At 53.3% G+C, this 22,786-nt stretch carries 22 protein-coding genes; 19 read left to right on the top strand and 3 right to left on the bottom strand.

The window, feature by feature from the left end; genetic code table 11:
• Positions 1-2: 2 nt before the first annotated feature.
• The 5 genes from NSS83_RS06765 (at position 3) to NSS83_RS06745 (ending at position 8,639) form a co-directional block, all read left to right on the top strand.
• A complete protein-coding gene (locus tag NSS83_RS06765) occupies positions 3-1,802 on the top strand; it encodes a sensor histidine kinase (RefSeq protein ID WP_341185101.1) in 1,800 nt (599 codons plus the stop codon).
• A gap of 1 nt (position 1,803) precedes the next feature.
• Positions 1,804-3,507, top strand: coding sequence for a response regulator (locus NSS83_RS06760; protein ID WP_341347935.1), 1,704 nt, complete (start codon positions 1,804-1,806; stop codon positions 3,505-3,507).
• A 203-nt stretch (positions 3,508-3,710) separates the two neighbouring features.
• Positions 3,711-4,712 carry an iron-siderophore ABC transporter substrate-binding protein gene (locus tag NSS83_RS06755; protein ID WP_341185103.1) on the top strand — a complete coding sequence of 334 codons (1,002 nt, stop codon included), beginning with the start codon at positions 3,711-3,713 and terminating at the stop codon, positions 4,710-4,712.
• Positions 4,709-6,760 carry an iron ABC transporter permease gene (locus NSS83_RS06750; protein WP_341185104.1) on the top strand — a complete coding sequence of 684 codons (2,052 nt, stop codon included), beginning with the start codon at positions 4,709-4,711 and terminating at the stop codon, positions 6,758-6,760. Before NSS83_RS06755 ends, NSS83_RS06750 begins: the two co-directional genes overlap by 4 nt.
• Positions 6,761-7,316: 556 nt before the next feature.
• On the top strand, positions 7,317-8,639 hold the full coding sequence (locus tag NSS83_RS06745; protein ID WP_341347934.1) for an ABC transporter substrate-binding protein: 1,323 nt from the start codon (positions 7,317-7,319) through the stop codon (positions 8,637-8,639).
• Here the strand turns inward: NSS83_RS06745 and NSS83_RS06740 are convergent.
• Both NSS83_RS06740 and NSS83_RS06735 read right to left on the bottom strand, forming a co-directional pair.
• On the bottom strand, positions 8,636-9,433 hold the full coding sequence (locus tag NSS83_RS06740; RefSeq protein ID WP_341185106.1) for a lipase family protein: 798 nt from the start codon (positions 9,431-9,433) through the stop codon (positions 8,636-8,638). The genes NSS83_RS06745 and NSS83_RS06740 overlap by 4 nt on opposite strands.
• Before the next feature lie 136 nt (positions 9,434-9,569).
• Entirely contained in the window at positions 9,570-10,511 is a 942-nt protein-coding gene (locus tag NSS83_RS06735; protein ID WP_341185107.1) for an SDR family oxidoreductase, read from the bottom strand.
• 136 nt (positions 10,512-10,647) lie between these two features.
• Between NSS83_RS06735 and NSS83_RS06730 the strand changes: the two genes are divergently transcribed.
• Positions 10,648-11,022, top strand: a complete 375-nt coding sequence (locus NSS83_RS06730) for a MerR family transcriptional regulator (RefSeq protein ID WP_341185108.1) — start codon at positions 10,648-10,650, stop codon at positions 11,020-11,022.
• Positions 11,023-11,122: 100 nt separating this feature from the next.
• Positions 11,123-11,998 (top strand): alpha/beta fold hydrolase, encoded by an 876-nt coding sequence (locus NSS83_RS06725; RefSeq protein WP_341347933.1) that lies wholly within the window; start codon positions 11,123-11,125, stop codon positions 11,996-11,998.
• Positions 11,999-12,060: 62 nt separating this feature from the next.
• Here the strand turns inward: NSS83_RS06725 and NSS83_RS06720 are convergent, their stop codons facing one another.
• The gene (locus tag NSS83_RS06720; protein WP_341347932.1) at positions 12,061-13,941 is read right to left on the bottom strand and encodes an LTA synthase family protein; all 1,881 of its coding nucleotides are present in this window, start codon (positions 13,939-13,941) and stop codon (positions 12,061-12,063) included.
• 178 nt (positions 13,942-14,119) lie between these two features.
• On the opposite strand from NSS83_RS06720, the gene NSS83_RS06715 reads away from it, so the two are divergent.
• From NSS83_RS06715 to NSS83_RS06660, 12 genes are all read left to right on the top strand, one after another.
• The gene (locus tag NSS83_RS06715; protein WP_341347931.1) at positions 14,120-14,377 is read left to right on the top strand and encodes a hypothetical protein; all 258 of its coding nucleotides are present in this window, start codon (positions 14,120-14,122) and stop codon (positions 14,375-14,377) included.
• Positions 14,374-15,510: an SGNH/GDSL hydrolase family protein gene (locus NSS83_RS06710; RefSeq protein WP_341185112.1), complete on the top strand. Its 1,137-nt coding sequence runs from the start codon at positions 14,374-14,376 to the stop codon at positions 15,508-15,510. The genes NSS83_RS06715 and NSS83_RS06710 overlap by 4 nt, the downstream gene beginning before the upstream one ends.
• A gap of 16 nt (positions 15,511-15,526) precedes the next feature.
• Positions 15,527-15,850, top strand: coding sequence for a multidrug efflux SMR transporter (locus NSS83_RS06705; protein WP_341185113.1), 324 nt, complete (start codon positions 15,527-15,529; stop codon positions 15,848-15,850).
• 2 nt (positions 15,851-15,852) lie between these two features.
• Positions 15,853-16,221, top strand: coding sequence for a multidrug efflux SMR transporter (locus NSS83_RS06700; protein ID WP_341185114.1), 369 nt, complete (start codon positions 15,853-15,855; stop codon positions 16,219-16,221).
• The gene (locus NSS83_RS06695) at positions 16,218-16,520 is read left to right on the top strand and encodes an N-acetylmuramoyl-L-alanine amidase (protein ID WP_341347930.1); all 303 of its coding nucleotides are present in this window, start codon (positions 16,218-16,220) and stop codon (positions 16,518-16,520) included. The genes NSS83_RS06700 and NSS83_RS06695 overlap by 4 nt, the downstream gene beginning before the upstream one ends.
• Before the next feature lie 149 nt (positions 16,521-16,669).
• Complete coding sequence (locus tag NSS83_RS06690; protein WP_341347929.1) at positions 16,670-17,551, top strand: AraC family transcriptional regulator; 882 nt, start codon at positions 16,670-16,672, stop codon at positions 17,549-17,551.
• Between the two features lie 107 nt (positions 17,552-17,658).
• Positions 17,659-18,279 carry a DUF2185 domain-containing protein gene (locus NSS83_RS06685; RefSeq protein WP_341347928.1) on the top strand — a complete coding sequence of 207 codons (621 nt, stop codon included), beginning with the start codon at positions 17,659-17,661 and terminating at the stop codon, positions 18,277-18,279.
• Positions 18,280-18,392: 113 nt separating this feature from the next.
• A complete protein-coding gene (locus NSS83_RS06680; protein ID WP_341347927.1) occupies positions 18,393-19,235 on the top strand; it encodes a GNAT family N-acetyltransferase in 843 nt (280 codons plus the stop codon).
• 22 nt (positions 19,236-19,257) lie between these two features.
• Positions 19,258-20,172 (top strand): phosphotransferase, encoded by a 915-nt coding sequence (locus NSS83_RS06675; protein WP_341347926.1) that lies wholly within the window; start codon positions 19,258-19,260, stop codon positions 20,170-20,172.
• A 16-nt stretch (positions 20,173-20,188) separates the two neighbouring features.
• A complete protein-coding gene (locus tag NSS83_RS06670) occupies positions 20,189-20,725 on the top strand; it encodes a hypothetical protein (protein WP_341347925.1) in 537 nt (178 codons plus the stop codon).
• Positions 20,726-20,907: 182 nt separating this feature from the next.
• On the top strand, positions 20,908-21,927 hold the full coding sequence (locus tag NSS83_RS06665) for an ATP-binding cassette domain-containing protein (RefSeq protein WP_341347924.1): 1,020 nt from the start codon (positions 20,908-20,910) through the stop codon (positions 21,925-21,927).
• Positions 21,924-22,736 (top strand): ABC transporter permease, encoded by an 813-nt coding sequence (locus NSS83_RS06660; protein WP_036700910.1) that lies wholly within the window; start codon positions 21,924-21,926, stop codon positions 22,734-22,736. Before NSS83_RS06665 ends, NSS83_RS06660 begins: the two co-directional genes overlap by 4 nt.
• The last annotated feature ends 50 nt before the right edge of the window (positions 22,737-22,786 follow it).

Genomic DNA, 22,786 nt, shown 5'->3' with positions numbered 1-22,786 from the left:
AAATGAAGAGCAGCATGCGCTATAAGTGGATGCTGCTGCTTGTTCTCTTCTCCTTGACACCGCTGGTGGTCATGGGGATTATTTCTTTTTCCATCTCGAAATCTACCATTAATGACAAGGCCACCGAGTATTCGGAGCATCTGCTGGATCAAACCGCTGATAATCTCGATACGCGCTTGGGCATCTACAAGGATATGCTGATGCAGGTGCTGAACAATCATGAGATTGTGGGGATGCTGCGGGCCCTCGATGGGGCCGGTCCGGCCAGCTATGATGTGGATAGTCTGTCGCTGACGACGAAGCTGTCCACGATTGTGGCGATTAATCAGGATGTGCAGTCCATCTCCTTCGTATCGGATAAGCATTATATCAAAGGCATCTACCGCTGGAGCACGCGTACGCCCGCCGAGGTGGAGCCGTTCCTTGAGACCCTTACAGGCGGCAGCAATTTCCGCTGGTATCCGACCCGATACGGTACTTATGTGGATAGTCTCAATTCGCAGAGCACCCATGTCTTCTCCGTCGCCAAGCAGCTCTATAAAATATCCGATGACAGTCCCCTGAAGATTGTAGCGGTGCTGGATATCCGTGAGGATGTGATTAAGGAGCTGGTCTCCAAGGCGGTCAGCAACAACCGTGATCTGCAAAGCTTCGTGATCGATGGCGGAGGCAGGCTCGTCTCGTACCCGGACAGCGGGCTGATCGGCCGGAGCGTGAGCGAGGTGCTGGGTCAGACCGGATATGAGCAGCTCGTGCGTACCGGACAGGAGGAAACGAGATTCCCGCTCGCTTACAAGGGAGACAGTCTAATCGTGAATGCCAAGAAGCTGCATACGAATGACTGGGTGGTTGTGAATGTGATCTCCAAGGCTGCGCTGTTTCAGGATTCCAACCGTCTTCTGCAGATTTTCATCTTCGTCGGGCTGCTCTGCATTGTGTTCTCCGTTATTGCTGCACTAGTGCTGGCGAATTCAATTACGAACCCGATTCTAAAAATGATCCGGCTGATGCGCCAAGTCATGTCCGGTGAGCTCAGCGTGCGCTACAAAGCGAAAAGCAGACATGACGAGATTGATATCCTCGGCGATAATTTCAACACGATGGTGATACAGATCGACGGACTGCTTAAGGCGGTATATCTGGAGCAGGAGCAAAAACGGATGGCAGAGCTGAAGGCGCTGCAGGCGCAGATTAACCCCCATTTTCTATACAACACGCTGGATATTATTAAATGGACGGCACTCATTCAGAAGGCTCACAACGCGGCAGAGATGGTCAGCTTGTTGTCGCGTCTGCTCAGGATCAGCCTGGGCCGGGGGGAAGAGACGGTGACGGTGGAGGAAGAGATCGAGCATGTCCAGTGTTATCTGGGGATTCAGAAATTCCGCTTCAACTTCAATATTGACACCGTGGTTGAGATAGATGAAGATGTGCGCAACCTGCGGACACCGAAGCTGATTCTTCAGCCGATTGTGGAGAATGCGATCATCCATGCTTTTGGAGAGATGGAGTCCGGCGGGATCATCCGCATCACTTGCACCAAGGCGGCGGGCAATCTGCTGTGGTTCGAGGTCACGGACAACGGCAAAGGCATGGACCCGGCGCTGGCCAGCAGTCTGCTAGACGGGGAAGCAGGGGAAGAGGAGAAGCCGGGGGGCATCGGGCTGGCGAATGTGGATGAACGGGTCAAGCTGATTTGTGGCAAAATGTACGGGATCGAAATTCACAGTGAGCCGGGCACAGGTACGACGATACGGGTCAAGCTGCCGCTCATGACAGATGATATAAGGGGGAACCTCTGATATGTACCGGGTCATTATCGTAGAAGATGAATTTATCGTGAGATATGGCATCCGGTCGATGATTGAATGGGAAGCCATCGGGATGGAGGTCACCGGAGAGGCCGGGAATGGCCGGGAGGCGCTGGAGCTGATGGCCGCCGGACTGCCCGACATCCTGATTACGGATATCAAAATGCCTGTCATGGACGGCATTGAGCTGATTGCCGAGGTGCGTAAGCTGTCCCCGGACCTGAAGATTCTTATCCTCAGTAACCTGGAGGATTTCCAGTATGCCAAGGAAGCGATCAGGCACAGCGTATCCGATTATATTATCAAATCGGATATGATGCCGCGTGACTTCGAGCAGGTACTGCTGAAGCTGAAGCAAGGACTGGATGAAGCGCTGAAGCCTGTGCTGGTTCATGCCGCACCTGTACAGGCGGAGGCCGTAGCTGTGCACAAGGAGAGTCTGCTGCTGGAGCTGCTGGAGCGTGGGGCAGTCCATGGGCTGGAGGCCAGCCGTGAGGCGCTTGTGAAGGCGGGGCTGGCCGGGGTGCCGCCGCTCTATCTGCTGCATGTGGTGCCGGGCAGTGGCTCTGAGCTAAGGTACGCCCGGGGTGCGGCCGCTATCCGTAGCGTTCTGGCAGAGCTCTGGCAGGATGCTGCCTTTGGGTACGAGTTGATCCCTGACAGGCAGGGCGCCGTTCAATTGATCGTGACTGCCGGGATGAACGGGCAGGCGGACGGCCCGGCTGTTCTCGGGCGCTTGCGGAGCTTGGGGGAAGAGCTCATTCAGCGCTTGTGCGAACAATACGGCTGGACAGTGACCATCGGTATTAGCGGGCCTATAGAGCAGTGGGGAGCGCTCAAGGACGCTTATAAAGAGGCCGCCGGAGCTGCCGGGATGAAGCTGTTCTTGGGGACCGGGCGTGTGCTGGTTCACGGGAGTCCGGAGCTGCTGGCGCAGGAGGGGCCTGGGGCGCAGGGGACACAGCTCCAAATGGCACAGCCTCAAGCGCAACAGACTCATATCCATAGATCGCACCCTGACGCAACGCAGCTTCAGCCGCAGGCTCAATCGCTTCAAATCAGCAGTCTGCAGATTCAGTCGATGGTCTATGCATTCCAGTCCAGGGAGCTGGAAGCATACCTGGAGCAGCTATTCGGACAGCTTGCCATGCGCCGGGATGCTGAGCTGGTGCAGATTATTACGCTGGAGCTGCTGATGATTCTAACCACTCTGTGGCCGGATGTGTCAAGAGACGCCGAGCAGGTGCTGGAGCTGAAGAAGCAGTATTTCGACGAGCTGTCGAAGCTGGAGACGCTGGAAGAGAACCGTTTATGGTTCCTGCAGGCTTTTCAGGCGCTTATTTCGCATATGAAAGAGATGTATAATAGCGACCGTAACAGCATTATTAAGGCGACCCAGTATATTCAGCAGTATTATCACCAGGAGATCACGCTGCAGTCGATCAGCCGTTTGGTCCATCTCAGTAAGAACTATTTCGCCAATTTGTTCCGCAAGGAAGTGGGGGAGAGCTTCCTCGAATATCTCACCCGCATCCGCATCGAGAAGGCCATGACGCTGCTGACAGGAGAGCTGAAGGCCGGGGACGTAGGCAGCCTGGTCGGTATCCAGGACCCGAAATATTTCTCCAAGGTGTTCAAAAAAATTACCGGCCTGTCTCCCTCGGAATTTCGCGCACTGGCCCGGAAAGAGCAGTGAGGCGGGGGCCGGCGGAACTAACTGAAAGCGATTGCATATTTTAGGAGGGGCTGGGAGAGGATGTACTGCAAACCATGCCTCTCCTTTTTTGCTGTGGTGAAACAGTGGAAAGACAGAGGCAAGAGTATTGACAAAATAGCACTCGTTAGTGATAATGATAATTGTTATCAATTAAATACATACATACTGGGGAGACAAGAGATATGAGAAAAGGGATTCACGTACTATTGATTATGATGACTTTTATCCTGGTGCTGGCAGGTTGCGGTAAGGCAGCTACTGCACCGGAACCGAGCAAAGAGACTGTTTCCGGCGGTGCGCCTGCTGAAGAGACTGCTGGTCCGATTACGGTGCAGCATAAGCGTGGAGAGTTTACACTGGACAAGCCTGCTATACGTGTTGTCACGTTGGAATGGACGTATACAGAGGATGTTGTTGCCCTGGGGGTTCAGCCTGTCGGCAATGCCGATAATGCAAACTATAAAGTGTATGTAACCGATGAAGCTGCTCTGGATGACAGCGTAACCGATATCGGAACACGCAGTGAACCGAATATGGAGGCTATTGCTGCACTCAAGCCGGATCTGATTATTGCTAATGCGGACAACAATAAGAATGTGTATGATCAGCTGAACGCGATTGCTCCAACGCTCGAATTTGATCCATACGATGGTGAAGGCTATAACTATGATAAGATGACGACCATTTTTAATACCATTGCAGCCGTTCTGGGCAAAGAAGATCAAGCGAAGGAAGTTCTGAGCGGTCTGGATCAGCACTATGCGGATGCCAAAGCAAAGCTGGCTGCAGCCGGTAAAGAAAATTTCCACTATGTTTTGACACAGGCATTCACCTATCAAAACGCGGCTTCCTTGCGGATGTTCTCGGATAATTCGGTCGTAGCAGGTACCCTGAACAAGATCGGCATGGTCAATGATTGGCAGCCGGACAAGCTTGAAAATTACGGTTTCTCTACTGTGGGCATCGAATCCTTATCCGCTGTACAGGACAGTAGTTTTATCTATATTACACAACCGGATGATGACGTGTTTGGAACGGCGATGAAGAATAATTCAGTATGGAACGGTTTGAACTTTGTGAAGGAAAAACGGACGTACCAGTTGGGGAGTACCACATGGACCTTTGGCGGACCGGTTTCTTCCAAAGTGCTGGTTGACGGTGTAGTTGAGGCGATTACCAAATGAGCTCGCTTCAAGGAGCCAAGCCAGCAGTGAGCTGGCGTATGTTAAGCATCTATGGGGGCGGTCTGACCGCCCTTATCGTGCTTTTTTTTGTAAGTTTATGTTATGGTGAGGCCGCCATTTCTTTGCAGGACGTCTGGGGTGCGCTTACGAACAGACAAGGGACGCTTGAGCATAATATGATCTGGGATTTGCGTATGCCGCGTACCGTTATTGGCATTCTTGCCGGTGGAGCGCTTGCTGTTGCTGGAGCATTGCTGCAGACGATTACGCGAAACCCGCTGTCTGCTTCAGACACGCTTGGTATCAATGCCGGGGCTTACTTTGTCGTTGTGCTCGGCGCTATTCTTTTTCCGGGGGTACTCAGTCAGTCGCCATTTCTTTTTGCTGCCATGGGTGGCCTGTTCGCTGCGTTTGCCGCTTATTTTATGGGTGGCGGACGGAAATCCACTCCGGTAAGACTGGCATTGTCCGGTATGATTGTGTCGATGATACTGGGTTCATTTACGAGCGCATTACATATTTTTTACTCCATGGAGACACAGGGGTTATTTCTGTGGGGTTCAGGGACACTTGTTCAAAATGACTGGACGGGTGTTCAATATGCCTGGCCGTGGGTTACGGGAGTAACGCTGCTCGCGCTGCTTTTGTCCAAGCAATGGGATATGCTGGAGCTGGATGAATCTACTGCTTCCTCGCTCGGCCAGAGAGTTGGACTTGCCCGGGCGGGCGGACTCATCATTGCGGTTATTCTGGCTGCTGTGATTGTCAGTGTCATTGGCCCCATCGGCTTTGTCGGTCTGGTGGCTCCACATTTGGTCCGTCTGAGTGGTGTGCGCTCCAATCGGCTGTTGATCCCTGGTGTATTCATCTGGGGGGCAGCGCTGCTGGTTGGGGCGGATGTGCTTGCCAAAATGATACACAACTCCAGCATGGAGCTGCCAACAGGTGCGGTTATGGCCATCATTGGTGCGCCTTGGCTGATTTGGCTGGTGCTTACCCGCATGAAAGCCGGGAATGGCGGGGGCATGACCACATCTATGAGCACTGGCGGACGTGTGCGCCGCTTCGCCTTCATGCCGCTGGCTATTCTTTTCTCAGCGATTACGATTCTGTTGCTGTTGCTTAGTACGATGTTTGGCGGAATGCGTATTCCTCTAGCAGAGCTGCTGCCAAGCCTGTTCCAGTCCGATGGCATGTTCTCTACACTTGTGCAGCTTCGCATCCCGCGAACGCTGGTGGCTGCAGGGTCAGGGGCTGCTCTCGCCGTCAGCGGTGTACTGATCCAGATGGCAGTGCGTAATCCGCTGGCTGATGCTTCCATTGTCGGAGTATCTTCGGGTGCAGGGCTGGGAGCAATGATGGTGTTCATCCTCTGGCCTGGTCTGCCGATGTATATGCTGCCTGCTGCGGCTATCGCGGGCGCAGCCCTTGCGGCAGCCGTTGTATTTTCGCTCTCATGGACCAAAGGCTTGAATCCATCCGCAGTTGTACTGCTGGGGATTGCCATGTCAGCTATAGCTGGTGCGGGCATTCAAATTCTGATTGTACGCGGAGCCGTCTACGGCAGCAGCGGTTACATCTGGCTTACAGGCAGTACGTATGCCCGTACATGGGAACAGGTCAAGGTCATTGGCCTCTTCCTGCTGATTCTGATTCCGGTCGCCTGGTGGCTTGCCCGCAGATTCGAGCTGCTGGTGTTTGATGACAACAGCGCTTCCGGGCTTGGCATGAACGTACGGCGTACCCGCCTGCTCGCGATGGCAACGGGTGTTTTGCTTGCGGCTGGCGCCGTCGCTTGTGTAGGTACGGTCGGATTTATCGGTCTGATTGCACCGCATATGGTCCGGCTGTTAACAGGCCACAAGCTGAGACAGTCCATGTTCCTGTCGGCACTGGCCGGGGCCGTTCTGCTGGTGCTCGCCGATACGATAGGCAGAACGGTAATGGCTCCAACCGAAATACCGTCAGGTATTCTGATTGCAATCATAGGCACACCCTACTTCCTGTACCTGATGTACCGTTCGAATTGGCGCAAAGCGGTCAAATAAAAAAAGCACAAAACCCTACTGTAGCATTGTGAATATGACCATTACCGGACTTTAACATGCCAGCGTCTCATTCGCAGAGCAGTCATTCAGATGCTGTAGGCGCAGGAACGATAGTAACTGCAGTTTATACAATAGAATGCTGTAAAAAAGGCGTCGAAATAGAATCTATTGTATTCCGTACAATTGAATGTTGAAAAAGGGCTATTTTTCACCCAAAACCCAACATTCTACTGTATGAACTACAATAGAATCTCATTTTATGGTCAGCTATGCGTTTTCTATTGTAGGAAATACAATCACCTATTGGAATGTAAGAGCAGAAATCGGTAACGGGTGCAGGATCAGTCCAATATCAGCTCTATGTTCAGGCTCCAGCCTTTAACATCCCTGAGCTTCAATCTTACAGGTTTAAAGCTGATGCTTTAGTGGGTATCTTAATCTCATTTATGGAATAAAATTACTTATTTAATTCAGGTGCTCCACTAGATCAGTTGAAGGAACTAGTGGAGCTGAAAGTGGGCTATATGGTGAAATCAGAGGAATTAAGGAGGAGAGGATGAACAAAATAAAATCAATGTTGCCGGCCCATCCACGCGCTCAACGGCCCGCCCTCCGGCCTGCTTTCCTGCCTGCTGCTCTGCTGTTAAGCCTGCTCCTGATCACAGGCTGCACAGACCTCTCTTCCGGGGACCCGGAGCCCCCGGAGCCCAGAGCGCCGGTCACGGTGTCCTTCTGGAATCCGTTTGGCGGAGGGGAAGGCGAGTTCGTGGAGCGGATCATCCGCGATTACAACGCTTCGCAGCCTGAAGTATTCGTCAAGCAGCTCAGGCTGGAATCGAACGAATATTATGCGCGGCTCCGCACCGCTCTGTCCTTCGGCAAGGGGCCGGATGTGGCGGTCATCCATGCCGACCGGCTGTCGCCGTTCATCAAGGCGAAGCAGATCACTCCGCTGGATAATCTCGCTGTACAAGCCGGATTCCAGTTTAGCGGCATCAGGGAACAGAATCTCCGGAGTGTCAGCTATGAAGGGCAATACTATGCAGTGCCTCTGGATACCCACTTCCATATGCTCTATTACAACAAAACAATCCTGGCGAAGGCTGGCGTCTTATCTCCTGACGGGCAGCCGCTGCTTGAAGCGGACACGCCAGAGGGATTCATCCGCCTGCTGCGGCAGATCGCGGAACGGGTGCCGGGTGTGCAGCCTATGGCGGTCAATACGCCCTATTTCCAGGAATCCTTCCTTGATCTGTATTATCAGGCGGGCGGGGAACTGCTTAGCCGGGACGGGAAGCGGGCCGCCATCTATAATGAGAAATCCGTGCAGGTGCTGAGCTTCTATCAGCGGCTGTTTGACGAGGGATTAAGCGACCTGGGCGATAATACGCCCTGGGATTCTTTTGACAAAGGGCAGGCGGGCTTGTGGTTCGGCGGGGTATGGGAGGCGGGCCATCATCTGGACAATAAGGCACAGGATATCGGTATGATGCCGCTTCCGCCTGTCTTCGGCAGCAACGGTCAGTGGGGAAGCTCCCACACGCTTGTAATCCCAGCCTATGTGAACGGAGAGCAGCGCGAGGCTGCCATGGACTTCATGAAATACTTCTCAGAGGTGGGGAGTATGATCTGGGGCGAAGCAGGACATGTCCCGGCGAATCTTATGATAGAACAGAGCAGGACATACCGCGCCCTGCCCTACCGGGAGCTGTTCATTCAGGCCAGAGACCAGGTGAAACCGGCACCGCAGACAGATAAATATGCGGCGCTGTTCACGGCCGTGTCCGAGGAGCTGCAGCATATCATCCACAGCCGGATTCAGCCGGAAGCAGGACTTCAGCAGCTGGAGGAGCGTCTGAACGAGATTCTGGCGAACTAGGAGATCAGCTCCGGGACCGGGCAGAAGCGGGGATTCGCGGCACACATCGCTTTGGTGAATTCCGGCCGTGTCTGCCTCAGCACAGCGAAATAACTGCGGATCACATGGTTTAGCTCAGGGCTTCCATTCTGGAAGGACAAGGATTTAAGAGTCTTAACATGTGCGTAATAGTATTTGGTGTTCGACTTGGGCACCTTGAACACGGTTGGCGGGACATACGTAGTGACGTCAAACAGATTGGCATAGCGGTAGCTGCTGCGGACATACTTACTGAACGCTCTGGCAAAATCCGGGTCGCCGACGCGCGGAGAACCGTAAGTATATAGCCGCGGGACGTTGAAGGCGGAATTCGCAGCGATATCCAGTGCACACAGGGTGGCGAGCGCCCCGCCCAGGCTATGGCCTGTTACATATAGCGTCTTCTCCGGGGACAAGGTGCCAAGCACGGAGAGAATGGCATCCCGGGCGGAAGCATAGATATCGGTGAACCCTCTGTGAGTCAGGCAGGGTTCTTTGATGTATTTGAATTTTTTTTGCGCGGCATTGATGTTGGAGAGCCAGTCATTGGTGGAGATGCTGCCGCGCCAGGCCACAACGATCTCCTGCGAAGATTCCAGAATGAAGCCGAACAGCTCCCAGACATTCCCCATCGATTTCGCCTGGAAGCTGTGCACGGCCGAGAAGCCCTCCGGTACCACGAATGCCCCTTCTGCATTGTCGAATTGAGTGTAGGTCTGCCCGCAGACCGCCGCCAGAAAAACCGCCCATTCCGCCTCACCTGTCACGGTACTCATTTTCGCATCCCGCCTTTCTTTTGAAACGATACCGTCCTTAAAAAAGGACGGCATAGCTGTTTCCACTTTATATCTGTGTATGATCGGAAGGCGGGATTGGTGCCTAGCGGGCAGCGGGATCCGGCTCAAGAGAACGTCAGCCACTCGCAATGGTCTCGAAATCCACCTGTGTCAACTGCCGGGAGACCTCCCACAGTCTGGATGCGGCAGCCCGGTCCAGCGCTTGCGGAGCCATCTTGCCGGGCTTCGGCAGGCCTCTGGTTTCTGAGAGTCGGCCGGGACCGTAATAGACTCCGGCCTTGGCATCCGGTGATGTGGCGGCAAACAGTGCAGGCAGTGCTCCCTGGGCCGCCGGCTGGAACAGGATTGGCCCAAGCAGCCTGCGGAGAATGCCGGGAGCACTGTTCGGGCCTGCGCCATTCAGCAGCAGATCCGTACGTGAGATACCCGGGTGAACCGGTATGCTGAGCAGGTTCCATCCGGCCAGGTCACTGCGGCGCTGCAGCTCCAGAGCGAACATAATCATCGCAATTTTGGATTGGGCGTAAGACTGCCCGGCCTGATAACGGCGTTCAAATTGCAGGTCGTCAAAATGAATGGAGCCACTCCGGTGGGCAATACTGCTTAGACTGACTACCCGCGGCTGCTTTGCTTTGCGCAGCAAGGGCATCAGGTACGCAGTGAGCGCGAAATGTCCAAGGTAATTCGTACCGAATTGCAGCTCGAACCCGTCTGCGGTGACCTGGCGTACAGGCGGAGTCATGACTCCCGCATTGTTAATCAGAAGATCAAGACTGTGCCGCTGAGCATGCATTCTTGTGCCGAATGCCTGCACTGAAGCCAGACTGGCAAGATCCAGCAGCTCGAAACGGATGTTGGCTGAAGGCACACTGCCGGAGATCCTTTTAACCGCTTCGGCTCCCTTCGCAGCATTCCGGCCCGCCAGGATAACCTCTGCCCCGTGCCGTGCCAGCTCAAGTGCAGTTTCGTAGCCGAGTCCACCTGTACCGGTAACAACGGCCGAACGCCCCTGCTGGGATGGAATCTGGGCAGCCGTCCATGTAGGGAATTTGTCCATTTTATGTTCTCTCCTTTGGTTTTCCGCCAGGTGCTTCAATACATAGTTGACCCGCCGTTTGTTATACTCCATGCTAATACTTAGAGATTTATCGAAGTCAAGCCGTCTTTGAAAACCCAGGGTGAGGTGAGAGCTGATGTACAGTATCAATGAGGTAGCGGCGATTTGTGAGGTAACGGCGCATACACTCCGCTTTTATGATAAGGAAGGGCTGATGCCGTTTGTCGGACGCAATGAGGCGGGGAACCGGAGCTTCTCGGAGGGGGATCTGCTTCTGGTTAAAGTCATCTGCTGCCTGAAAAACAGCGGTATGCCTATTAAAGAGATCAAAAGGTATATTGAACTGGTGATGGAAGGCGACAGCACCCGGGAAACGCGTCGCGGGATGATGATTGCACACCGGAAGGAAGTGCTGCGGCAGATGGAGGAACTGAAGAAAAGTCTGAACATTATTGATCTGAAGGTGGCCATGTACGAGACCCATAATATGGACTTGCTGCGGGAGATTTAGGGGCTGGACAGTTAGAGTAATCTCTAACTGATCGACAAGTGAATGTAACTCAGAATAAGGCGCAACGAAAGTGTGTGTTGGTATCAAAGGAGCAATCGAAATGGTCGAGGAACGTATCCTGCTTGGGGAGATAAGCATTAACGCTAAGTATTCTTTAAAAGACAAGCCTGTCCTCCTGTTGCTTCATTTCAGCGGCGGAAACCTGCATATGTGGGATGGAGTTCTCCCGCAACTGGAACAGGATTACAGCATCCTTGCACCGGATCTCCGGGGACACGGCCGGTCGGACAAGCCGGAGACTGGCTATCACATTGACGAGATGGCAGAGGATATGTATCAGTTACTAAGGCATTTGCAGGTGGACAAGTGCCACGTAGCAGGAAGCTCGATGGGGGCACAGGTAGCGGTCAGTCTGGCGGCATCCCATCCCGAGCTTGTAGCGTCCCTGGTGTGCGAAGGTGCGCTGAATAACGAATTCGGCGCATATGGTCTATTTGACGGCACGGCGGAAGAGGTGGAGCAGAGGAAAGTGCAGCTCCGGGCAGAACTGGAGGAATGGAAGGAACCGTGCTATGACAGCGTTGAATCATATGTAGCCCAGCAGAGGGATGAGCTGACTGCGGAGGGCCTGTGGAATGAATATTTCTGTGCGTTCTATACGCATAGCCTGGAGCAGCATCCAGACGGTAAGTATATCTATTGTTATCCGAACTGTATCAGAATCGAATACATAGAGAAGTATTGGGAGCTGACTTTTGAACACTATTATCAGAAAATACAGTGCCCGGTGCTGTTCCTGCCCAGTGAGGCGGAATGGAACGATGAACGGGTCCGCAGCAGTCTGAATGCCTTCACAGCGCTGCTGGACAGCTATGAAATTGCGCTGATCCCGGATTCGCTTCATGCGTATGTCTGGATGCAGCTTCCGCTTCAGGCGGGTGAGGCTGTGCGGAATTTCCTCGGCAAGCAGCGCTAACCCCTAGCTATACACAAAAGAAGCCCGGTTAAGGGAGATCCCCCAAACCGGGCTTCTTGCCGTTACTCGCTCACAGGCTCATCTTCCACCGGGCGGTCAGTCAATTGCGTCACATAGCTGTCGGACATGCGGAGCAGCTCCAGCGCCCGGGTGAATTCATCCTCCGTCGATTGAGTCAGATCTGTTCCGTTACCGGACAGGGTGTAATGCTGGCCGTCCTCGAACCCGCTGCCTGACAGAAACAGCTCTTCATTATTAACGAAGGAGCCCGTAGGGAGATAATAGCGCTGCGGCAGCAGGTTGTATGCTGTCTGGTTAAGCAAATCCTGTCCGAAGTGTATATGATAGTCCAGCGGGACCCCGAGCAGATTTGCAACGGTCGGCAGAATGTCTACCTGGCCGCCTAATTGCTCCTTCAGTGCCGGGGTCGTAACACCAGTAGCTGAGATGATGAGCGGAACATTAATCAGATCACGCTCATTATAATCATGCTCCAGAATTTCCTGCAGCAGGACTTTATCCCCATCCTTCAGTGAGAAGATCGGGAGCCCCCGGTGATCGCCGTAAAGGACCACCACGCTGTTATCCCACACACCGCTGCTTTTAAGCTCTTCTATGAACTGACCCAGCGCATAATCCGCATAGTTCTCAGCCCGGATATAGTCGCCGACCAGCGTTCCCTCGTAACGTTCCGGCAAGGTCATCTTGTATTTGCTCTCCGGGATCGAGAACGGATTATGCGACGACATCGAGATGACATGGGCATAGAAGGGCTGTTCACGCTGATCCATCCGCGCAAGCTCGGCAGAGGTCTTGCTGTACAGGACTTCATCCGAGGAGCCATAGAAGACTGCATCCTCTTCGCCGAAGTAGGTTTTGTCGTAATATTGATTGAAGCCCAGTGCCTTGTACAGCTCCCCGCGGTTCCAGAATTCCACATTATTGGTATGGAAAGTCGCGGTATCGTAGCCTTGTGCCTCCAGCAGCTTCGGCAGACTCGGGAGCTCCTTCGGAGCATACTTATCTGTGGCCGGACCGTCCGGCGGCACATAAAAGGAAGTGTTGACGATGAATTCGGCATCTGAAGTATTGCCCTGGCCTACCTGCTGAAAGAACCGGGGGAAATAGTAGCTCTCGCCGGCAAGCTTATTCAGGTTAGGCGTGATTTCGGTTCCGTCCACCGACAGGTTGATCAGGAAATTCTGGAGCGACTCCATCTGCAGGATGATCAGATTCTTGCCTTTGGCAGCCCCGAACAGGACTGGATCAGCCTTCTGCTGGATGCCCTTCGTCATATCGATGCCGGCCTGGGAGATCTGCGCAGGGTCCATAGGCTCTTCAGCGGGTTCACGCAGCAGGGCGTAGGCTTCATAATTGAGAATGCCCATTTGCTCTGCCTTGACGTTCTCATTCATACTGGCTTTGTTGGGAAAGATATTCATCATACACAGCATAAGCGAGATGCAGAACAGGATAGCCACCGCCTTGCGGTTGCTGGGGCGGGACATGGAATGCTTCCAGGCGAGCGCTTTTTTGCGTCTGAGCATGATCAGGCTGATGATAATGATATCTACGAAGATAAGCATATATTGCGGATGCACGACGGCGAATATACTTTTTTTGACGGCGCCTACCTGCTTGACCTGACCGAAAACTTGGGACGTAGCAATCATTCCAAAATGATTATGATAGACGATGAGAGAGAAGAACAGTATGGTAATGAGCAGATTGACGAGCAGATAGATGGCGACCTTGTGCTTCGTGGCGAACCATTCGATGAGGCAGAACAGCAGCAGCACGAACGGGATTTCCTTCAGCCAGGTGGTCCAGGTCGGGCCGTCCTCGAATAAGTAATACCAGGCGAAATAACTCTTCACGAGCATGATCAGCGAGAAGAACAGAATCGACCTTTTTCGAAGCGAACGTGATTCCTTATAAGGCATTGCGTATGCGCATCCTTTTCTATATAATCCATTAATTCTATTACAGGGCCGAGTTCAAAATCAACCGGTATTTAAGGGCAGTTTAGTGAAAAATAAAGGTGAAAGTTCGCCGCATATACGTTATTCTCTAAGAAGCATCCGGGAAGTTGAACCGTTGATAAACGAAGCAGGAGGAACAATGATGACAAAAGAATTCTCGCGCCAATATACAGACAGTGTGAAGCAGGAGCTATTGAACAGACTCGGCCTGAAGCAGGTGTACTTCAAGGGACAGCAGGGCGAGGACCTGTTATATGAAGCAACGGGCTTTGACCGCGGCACCTCGCATAAATTTTGTGTCAGAACGCGGAAGGGCACCGTTGACGAATGGGTAGGCGGGAAGTGGATGAAGGTCCGCAGCTTCTCGATTGCCAGCAAACAGGAGGGATTAGAATGAGCAGCAATTCTCATTTGCAGTTACAGGTACAACCTTTGACAGAGATAGAGCATCTGAAGATTCACGGCAGAACGACCGGGGAGCTTAACCCGCTGACGTTATTCTGGACGGGCAGTGCGATAGAGGTGAACCTCCGGGCCTCCGAGCTGTGGCTTGAAGTGGAGTCTGGTTACGATCATCACGAGTCCTGGATCAGTATATTGATCAACTCCGTTCCCGTCAGCAGACAGATGGTGAATGCCGGAAGGCAATGGGTCTGCATATTCAGAGGAATGAACCCTGAGCGGGTGAAGAATATCCGGATTGTAAAAGAGGTTCAGGCGATGAGCGGCGACCCAGGCGCCTATCTCCAGTTCCATGCGGTCCGCACAGACGGCAGCTTCCTGCCTGTTGAAGCGAAGCCGTACCGGCTGGAGTTCATCGGTGACAGTATCACATCAGGTGAGGGTGTCATTGGTGCCAAAAGTGAAGAGGACTGGATTCCCGCCTGGTTCAGCGGCGTTCATAACTATACAGCGCTAACTGCTGAGGCCGTGCAGGCCGAATTCCGGGTGATCTCACAGAGCGGATGGGGCGTGCTCTCCAGCTGGGATAATAATCCGAAGGGCAATATCCCTGACATCTACGAGCAGGTCTGTGGTCTGCTGACCGGTCCCCGTAATGAAGCGCTTGGGGCTCATAAGATGAATGATTTTGCTGCCTGGCAGCCGGATGTGGTGGTAGTCAACCTGGGCACCAATGATGACGGCGCGTTCAACTCCCCGGAGTGGCTGGAGGAGGACACCGGGCGCATCTATAAGCAGCGGCTGAATGAAGACGGAAGCTATCATGAGGAGGATCTGGCCGCCTTCGAGGCCGCAGTCACGAGGTTCCTGGCGAAGCTGAGAAGCTATAACCCCGGAGCGCATCTTCTCTGGGTGTATGGGATGCTCGGCCTCTCCCTGATGCCGTCGATCTACCGTGCGGTGGATGGATACATGAGGTCAACGGGCGACAAGAACGTGTCGGTGTTCCAGCTGCCGAATACGACCAGCGAGACAGCAGGAGCGCGGACCCATCCGGGGCTGCCTGCCCATCAGCAGACAGCAGGGGAGTTAAGCGGCTATATCCGGGGACTTTTATCAGGGTCATGAATTAGGAGGCAAACCATTGAATGCTTATGTGTTATTAGCGTTAGCCATTGTGAGCGAGGTCTTCGGCAGCTCTATGCTGAAGGCATCGAACGGGTTCAAAAAGCTGCTTCCCTCCATTGCGGTGGCCGCCGGTATGGGCCTGGCGTTCTTCAATCTGTCGCTGGCGCTGAAGGAGATCCCTCTCGGGACAGCTTATGCCATCTGGTCCGGCGTTGGAACGGCGTTAACCGCATTGGTTGGCGTGCTGGTCTATAAGGAGCGTCTGAATGTGCGGAAAATAGCAGGCTTAATCCTCATCATCGGCGGTGTGGTTCTGCTGAAGCTGTCAACGGGGGTGTAGAAATGAGAGGTTATTTCACGCTAAGCATCGCTATTATTTCGGAAATCTTCGGTACGACTATGCTTAAGCTCTCCGATGGATTCAGCAGTGTGCTGCCGTCGATCGGAGTAGTGCTTGGAATGGGCCTGGCTTTTTACTGCTTATCGATTAGTCTTCGCACCATCCCTCTGAGCCTGGCTTATGCCATCTGGTCTGGCGTGGGGACAGCACTGACGGCGCTGATCGGCATCCTCATCTGGAATGATCCGTTCAATCTGCTCACCGGCATCAGTCTGCTGATTATCATCGGGGGGCTGGTGCTGCTGAATTCACCGGATAAGGCCGGACGGGAGAGCACCTCTGAAGTGAGCGGGAAGGAGTTACCCGAATGAGGAAAATGTACCTGATAGCTGCCGCATGGCTCAACCTGCTGGTACTGGCAGCATGCAGTAATGGGGCAGACAGCGGATCAGGCGGGAACATTGCCGATACCAGTCTCAGTGCGGGTCCGGCTGAGGGGGCTGCTCTCCCTGCACCTGCTGCCAGATCGGATCAGCCGCAGAGCAGCAGCCAGCCCTACCTGGGCAAGGTCTATAAGGTTGTCGTAGATCCGGGGCACGGCGGGGAAGATCCAGGGGCAGTCTCTGTCAGCGGACGTATGGAGAAGGATTTCAATCTGGGCCTGGATTGATGGATCACTACGATGTCAAAATGCACAAGGAGAAGCCTATGAACCGGATTTTAATTCTCGGATCAGGAGGCCGTTAATATGGTGCAGGAACTGTCGGATGCTGCCCCGGCACAGCTGTTAATCTGAGGGGGAGGAAAGGGAGGTACACGATGAACCTGCTGGAAGATATGAATGCTGCACTCTTCTACATTGAAGAGCACCTGGATGACGAGATCGATGTAAAAGTGGCTGCTGGCTACGCGTTATGCTCGGAGTATCATTTTACACGGATGTTCTCCTTCCTGGCCGGTATCCCGCTCTCCGAATATATCCGCCGCAGACGTCTTACACTGGCTGCCTTCAAGCTGCAGGGGAGCCAGCACCGGATTATTGATGTTGCCCTGGAGTATGGATACACTTCGCCGGATGCATTCACAAAAGCCTTTCAGCAGCTTCACGGCGTAACGCCTTCAGAAGCAAGAACGGCAGGGACACCCCTGAAGGCCTTTCCTCGAATGACTTTTCAGTTAACTATCAGAGGAGGCAGTGAAATGAATTACCGCATTGAGGAGAAAGAGGCTTTTCGGATCGTTGGACTCAAGAAACGTGTAGCTATCCAGTTCAGTGGAGTGAACCCGGAGATCGCCGCCATGTGGCAGAGTTTGAATATGGAGATGATCGATGAGCTGAAGGGGCTGTCGAATATCATTCCGGCGGGAATGATCAGCGCATCGGTGAATTTCTCGGAAGGACGGATGGAGGAACGCGGGGAGCTGGATCATTATATTGGTGTTGCCACCACTCTGGAAGCTCCGCCATCCTACGCCAAGCTTGAGGTTCCTGTGTCTACGTGGGCTGTATTTGAAGCAGTGGGGCCATTCCCGGACACACTTCAGAATATCTGGGGCCGGATCTACTCCGAATGGTTCCCTTCTTCCAATTACGAGCAGGTCGAGGGGCCGGAGCTTCTGTGGAATGAAGGCAAGGATACCGGCTCGCCAACTTTTAAAAGTGAAATATGGATTCCGGTGCGGGAAGTTAAGCGACCTTAATGGTGCACGTATCTAACCGGAGCGGATGGGTCTTCCTGTCAGAATGAATAGTGCCTCCAATAATCGGGTAATGGTTGTCTAGCATAACTGACTAGGAGGCGTACTTCATGGAATGGACTTTGGAAGATGTGGAAGAGACGAGCAGGTTGCATCCGGAATCGTTTTATGTTCCCTCCAGACAGGAGCGGGAGTCACAGGGTACGGGGAGAATGGTGCGGCTGCATTTCATGCTGACGAACCCGGCCGAAGGGCAGCCGCGGGCTGAACGGATGTGGGTGGAGATTACCGGGCAAGATCCGGTTACCGGACGGTACACCGGCCTTTTGACTAATGTACCCGGGGTTATCCAGTCGTTGCGGGTGGGAGATTCGGTGGAATTCGAGCCAAGACATATTGCGCAGACGATCCTTCGAAAAGGGGACCCCGCCTGGGTTGAAGCCGGTGAGAAGGCGGCTATGGTCACCAGGCAATGCTTGACGCCAGGCAGCAGTGTGCGCTGGATGTACCGGGAGGCCGCTACCCGTGAAGAAGACAGCGGCTGGCGGCTGTTCACCGGAGAAGAAGATAACGCTTATCTGAGCGACCCGAAGAATACGGCCATCATGAATGTATATGATCTAATTGACCGGGACCCGAGCCTGCTGGAGCCTTTTAAAGGTGCTGTGGGTACAGCGTTTGAACGGAGCGGGCCGGACGCCGCTTGGGTAGAGGTGAAGAACTGGCGGTAAGCATGATATACTGGGCTGGCGGACACAGGTGACTGTGGCCCCGGCTTTTTTTCCGGAAAAGGGCAGGAGGGCAGATATACATAACAGGTAATTAGCTGAGAGGAAGGATTAGAATGATTGAATTACAATCTAGTGAGTATAGTAGAATCAAGCATCTTCTAGCGCATAGAGAAGGAGAATTCATCTTTGTATTTGTTCATGGGGTTCTAGATCTTAATCAGCCAGGCAAAATATATGTGAATAAGCTAGAACAGCCGACTGCCGGGCTTGTCACAAGCCGAGGCGGAAAATATTATCTGTTCGGGCAGGAAGATGATGAGCAGTTCAATCGAAGCCTGCTTGATTTCTTAGCTAATCCGGCCAATCACGCGAATTTCTATGATTTGTACTTCTCCTCGAATCAATGGCTTGCGCTGCTGAAAGAACCGTTGAAAGACAACACAGTAGAGCTCAGTAGAACACATTATAAGATGAACAGCAACGCTAAAGCTCCTGCTGATATCCAGGAAGACGCTGGAGAATTTGTTTTAACTAGAATCGATGAGCAATTGTTTGAACGCTACATTCGGGAGATGGACGATAGTTACCGGTTACTGTGGACTTCTGCTGAGACGTATCTGGACAAGGCCTTTGGTTATTGTTATTTGAACGAGAACGGGTTTGTAAGCGCTTGTAACACTTTTTATGTAGGCGGCGGCTATATTGAACCGGATATCATCACGCACAAGGAATACCGGAATCAAGGGTTGGCGTTCAGCTTGTGTCAAGAATTCATAGCGCTTGGCCGTCAGCGGCAGCTGACAACGTATTGGGATTGCGATACCGGCAATACTGGCTCCAATCATCTGGCCGCTAAGTTAGGGCTGGTGAAGGTAGGCGAAGTTCCTATTCTGTGGTGGCATGAGAGTAAAGAAGTCATTGCGAAATATTTAGCCACCTACAACTATACTACCTAAGGAACAAGGAGGCAGACAATTCATGGGAGGAACGAATGTATGGGATGCGGAGTGGGAGGTTAGCGAAGAGCAGGCGCGGACGCTGATCGGCAGACAATTCCCGCAGCTGTCCTCAAAGCAAGTGAAGCGACTAGGGTGGGGCTGGGACAATACGGTTTTTCTCATCGGTGAGGAGTACGTGTTCCGGTTTCCAAGAAGGACGTTTGCCGTTGGCGCGATTCGTATGGAAGGGAAGCTGCTGCCGAAGCTGGAGGCTTATTTGACCATCCCTTATCCGAAACCGTTGTTTTATGGGGAAGCAAGTGACGAATACCCGGCGCCATTTCTTGGCTATGCCCACGTGCCAGGAGATTTCCCAATTGGGTTGACGGACGAACGCCGGGCGTTATCGGCAGAGACGCTGGCGGAATTTCTGCGGAGATTGCATGAGTTTCCGGTGGAGACGGCGCTGAAGTGCGGAGTTCAGCAAGATCATCGAAGCCTGACGGACATCGCATCGCGCAAAGTGAAAATGGAAGGTTTTCTATCGAAGTTGGTTGAACACTTATCGCCGGCGGAGTCGGGTATGATCGAAGCGTATATCAGCAGGCTGCAACAGGACCGTGTGGAGGAGGTAAATGTACTGCTGCATGGCGATCTTCATTTCAAAAATATGCTTGTGAATGAGAACGGGATCGTCTCCGGCATCATTGATTGGGGTGATCTGAGCGTAGGCCATCCGGCTTGCGATTTGAGCGTTGCGTATAGCTTTTTACCACCTTACGCCCGCGGCGTGTTTTTCGAAACGTACGGAGGTGCGGACGAGGACACGAAGCTGCTGGCGCGGCTGATCGCGGTATACATCCCCATGCTGATCTTCATGCAAGCGGTCGATGACGGGAATGAAGCGATTGCGGCAGAGGCGAAATCCAACATCATGCGGGCACTGTCGGATTAGGGTGGAGGTGACCAACTTGAGGCCCATATATTACTTGCTGCTGGCCGTACTGCTCCTAGCTGGCTGTAACACGAATAAGGATACTCAACCTAACCCTGAGCAGCCGGAGCTATTGGGAGAGATGCCTGAAGAGATGCCTGCGGATTTCGATTTTCTCGTCCGGTACGGGTATGGGGAGGTCACTAAGAATGAGATCAATACGTATCACAATACCGTGGTAAAAGATCTGATCATGAACGGAACAGCCACAGCGGATATTACGCTGACCGAAGATGAAATGCGCAGCATCTATGAGCGGATGAGAGACATCCGTATCATGGGGAAGCTGGAGCTTGTGCCCCTTAAGCAGAGCTGCGCGGTAGTCCCTTATGAGGAAGACAGCTGGAGGATCACAGTGAACGGGTTCACGCGAAATTGGTCCTGGTCCGGCGAGAACTGTGAGCTTACGGAAGATGCAGAGCAGCTGCTGGAGCTGCGGACCTTCATCGCGGAGATCGTAGCCGTTAAAGAAGAGTACCAGGCATTGCCCGAGGCTGACGGCGGCTATGACTAAGGAGAACTGCATATAGAGGTACGCCTGCAAGCGTACTCCGCAAGTCCGATCCCAAGGGATCGGATTTTTGCTTTAATGGGATAGTGGAAACAGCAACCGGATAGAGTAGAAGGAGGTTTAAATTCAGTTTACATATGCCGGTTACTATCCTTATAGATTAAGCAATCAAGGAGGAATAAAACATGAAGCAGACACAAGCAGCAGGGCAGGGCGGCAGCTATGCCATTGAAGCGCAGGGATTGGTCAAAATCTACGGGAGCAACCGGGCCGTGGATGGTGTGGATCTCAAGGTAGGCACAGGAATGATCTATGGGGTGCTGGGTCCCAATGGCGCCGGGAAGACAACCGTAATTCGCATGCTGGCTACCCTCCTTCGGCCTGACGCAGGTTCGGCGCGTATCTTCGGACATGATGTGGCAAAAGAACCGCAGATCGTGCGTCAGTTAATCGGAGTGACGGGTCAATATGCATCGGTGGATGAATCACTTAGCGCAACGGAGAACCTGGTGATCTTCTCCAGGCTGCATGGTCTGGGACGTGCGGAGTCGCGCAGCAAGGCCGCTGACCTGCTGGAGGAATTCGGCTTGACGGAAGCAGCGAAGCGCCCGCTGAAGAATTTCTCCGGAGGGATGCGCCGGCGGCTGGATCTGGCGGCCAGTCTGATTGCGCAGCCGCCGCTTATCTTCCTGGATGAGCCGACAACAGGGCTTGATCCCCGGACGCGCAATCAGATGTGGGAGACGATCCGCAGGCTGGTGAATACGGGATCAACGGTCCTCTTGACGACCCAATATCTTGAAGAAGCGGATCAACTGGCGGACCGGATTGCCGTGATTGATACCGGTAAGGTGGTTGCAGAGGGAACCGTTGATGAACTCAAGAGCTCGGTTGGCAACTCCTCGCTTCACCTGAAGGTGGTCCAACCGCAGCAGTTGCTGAAGGCGCGGCAGATTGTGGAGCAGGTGCTTCAGGTACGCTCTAACCTGTCCGCAGAAGCAGCCAAAATTATCGCACCGATGGGGAACGTGGACCGGGTAACCGATCTGCTGATTGCCCTTCGCGAGGCAGACATACCGCTGCTTGAGATGAGTGTGCAGAAGCCAACGCTGGATGAAGTATTCTTGACCTTAACCGGTCATGGCGTCAAGGAAGATGCGGGGCTTGTCACGGATAGCGCACAGAAGAAGGGGGTACTAGCATGAGTACTTTAATCAAGCCGGGTGTAGACCGTAATTTAAAAAACCATACCAGCTTCGGCCAAGTGGTACGTAATTCCTTAACGATGGCCTACAGAGGATTGCTCAAGATCCGGCGTACACCGGAGCAATTGTTTGACGTCACGTTTCAGCCGATTATATTCACCTTGATGTTCACATATATCTTCGGCGGGGCGATTGCCGGTGATGTGGCAAGTTATCTGCCGGTAATCATTCCGGGAATCTTGGTGCAGACCGTAATCACGACCTCTGTCGTCACCGGTGTCCAGCTGCGGGAGGACATGGAGAAAGGGGTGTTCGACCGCTTCAAATCGCTGCCGATTGCCCGGATTGCCCCTCTCGCAGGAGCACTGTTAGCAGATACTATACGCTACACGATTGCTACGGTACTCACCTTCGTAATGGGCTACATCATGGGCTTGCGGCCGGAAGGCGGCATCGGCGGGGTTGCCCTGGCGGCGGTTCTGGTCATCGGCTGCTCCTGGGCCATCAGCTGGATCTTTGCCTTTTTCGGTGTGATCGCCCGCACGGCTTCCAGTGTACAGGGGATTTCAATGATCGTGTTATTCCCGCTAACCTTCCTCTCGAATGCCTTCGTGCCGGTTGAAACGATGCCGAAATGGCTTCAGTGGTTCGTGAATAACAATCCGATCTCGCATCTGGTCACTGCTGTCCGTGAACTGGTCAACCATGGAACGGTAGGCAGTGATCTGGTCTACTCCCTGATCGGAGCCGCTGTGATTGTGGCGGTCTTCGCTCCGATTACCGTGCGTGCATATATGCGCCGGACATAGGTCTCGTTTAGTAAAACGTCAACGAATGCAGGGATGCATCGGTTGGCGTT

The organism is Paenibacillus sp. FSL H3-0469, assembly GCF_038051945.1.
Taxonomy (GTDB): domain Bacteria; phylum Bacillota; class Bacilli; order Paenibacillales; family Paenibacillaceae; genus Paenibacillus_AQ.
The sequence above is the reverse complement of the archived record's forward strand: the minus strand, read 5'-3'. Positions and strand labels throughout refer to the sequence as shown.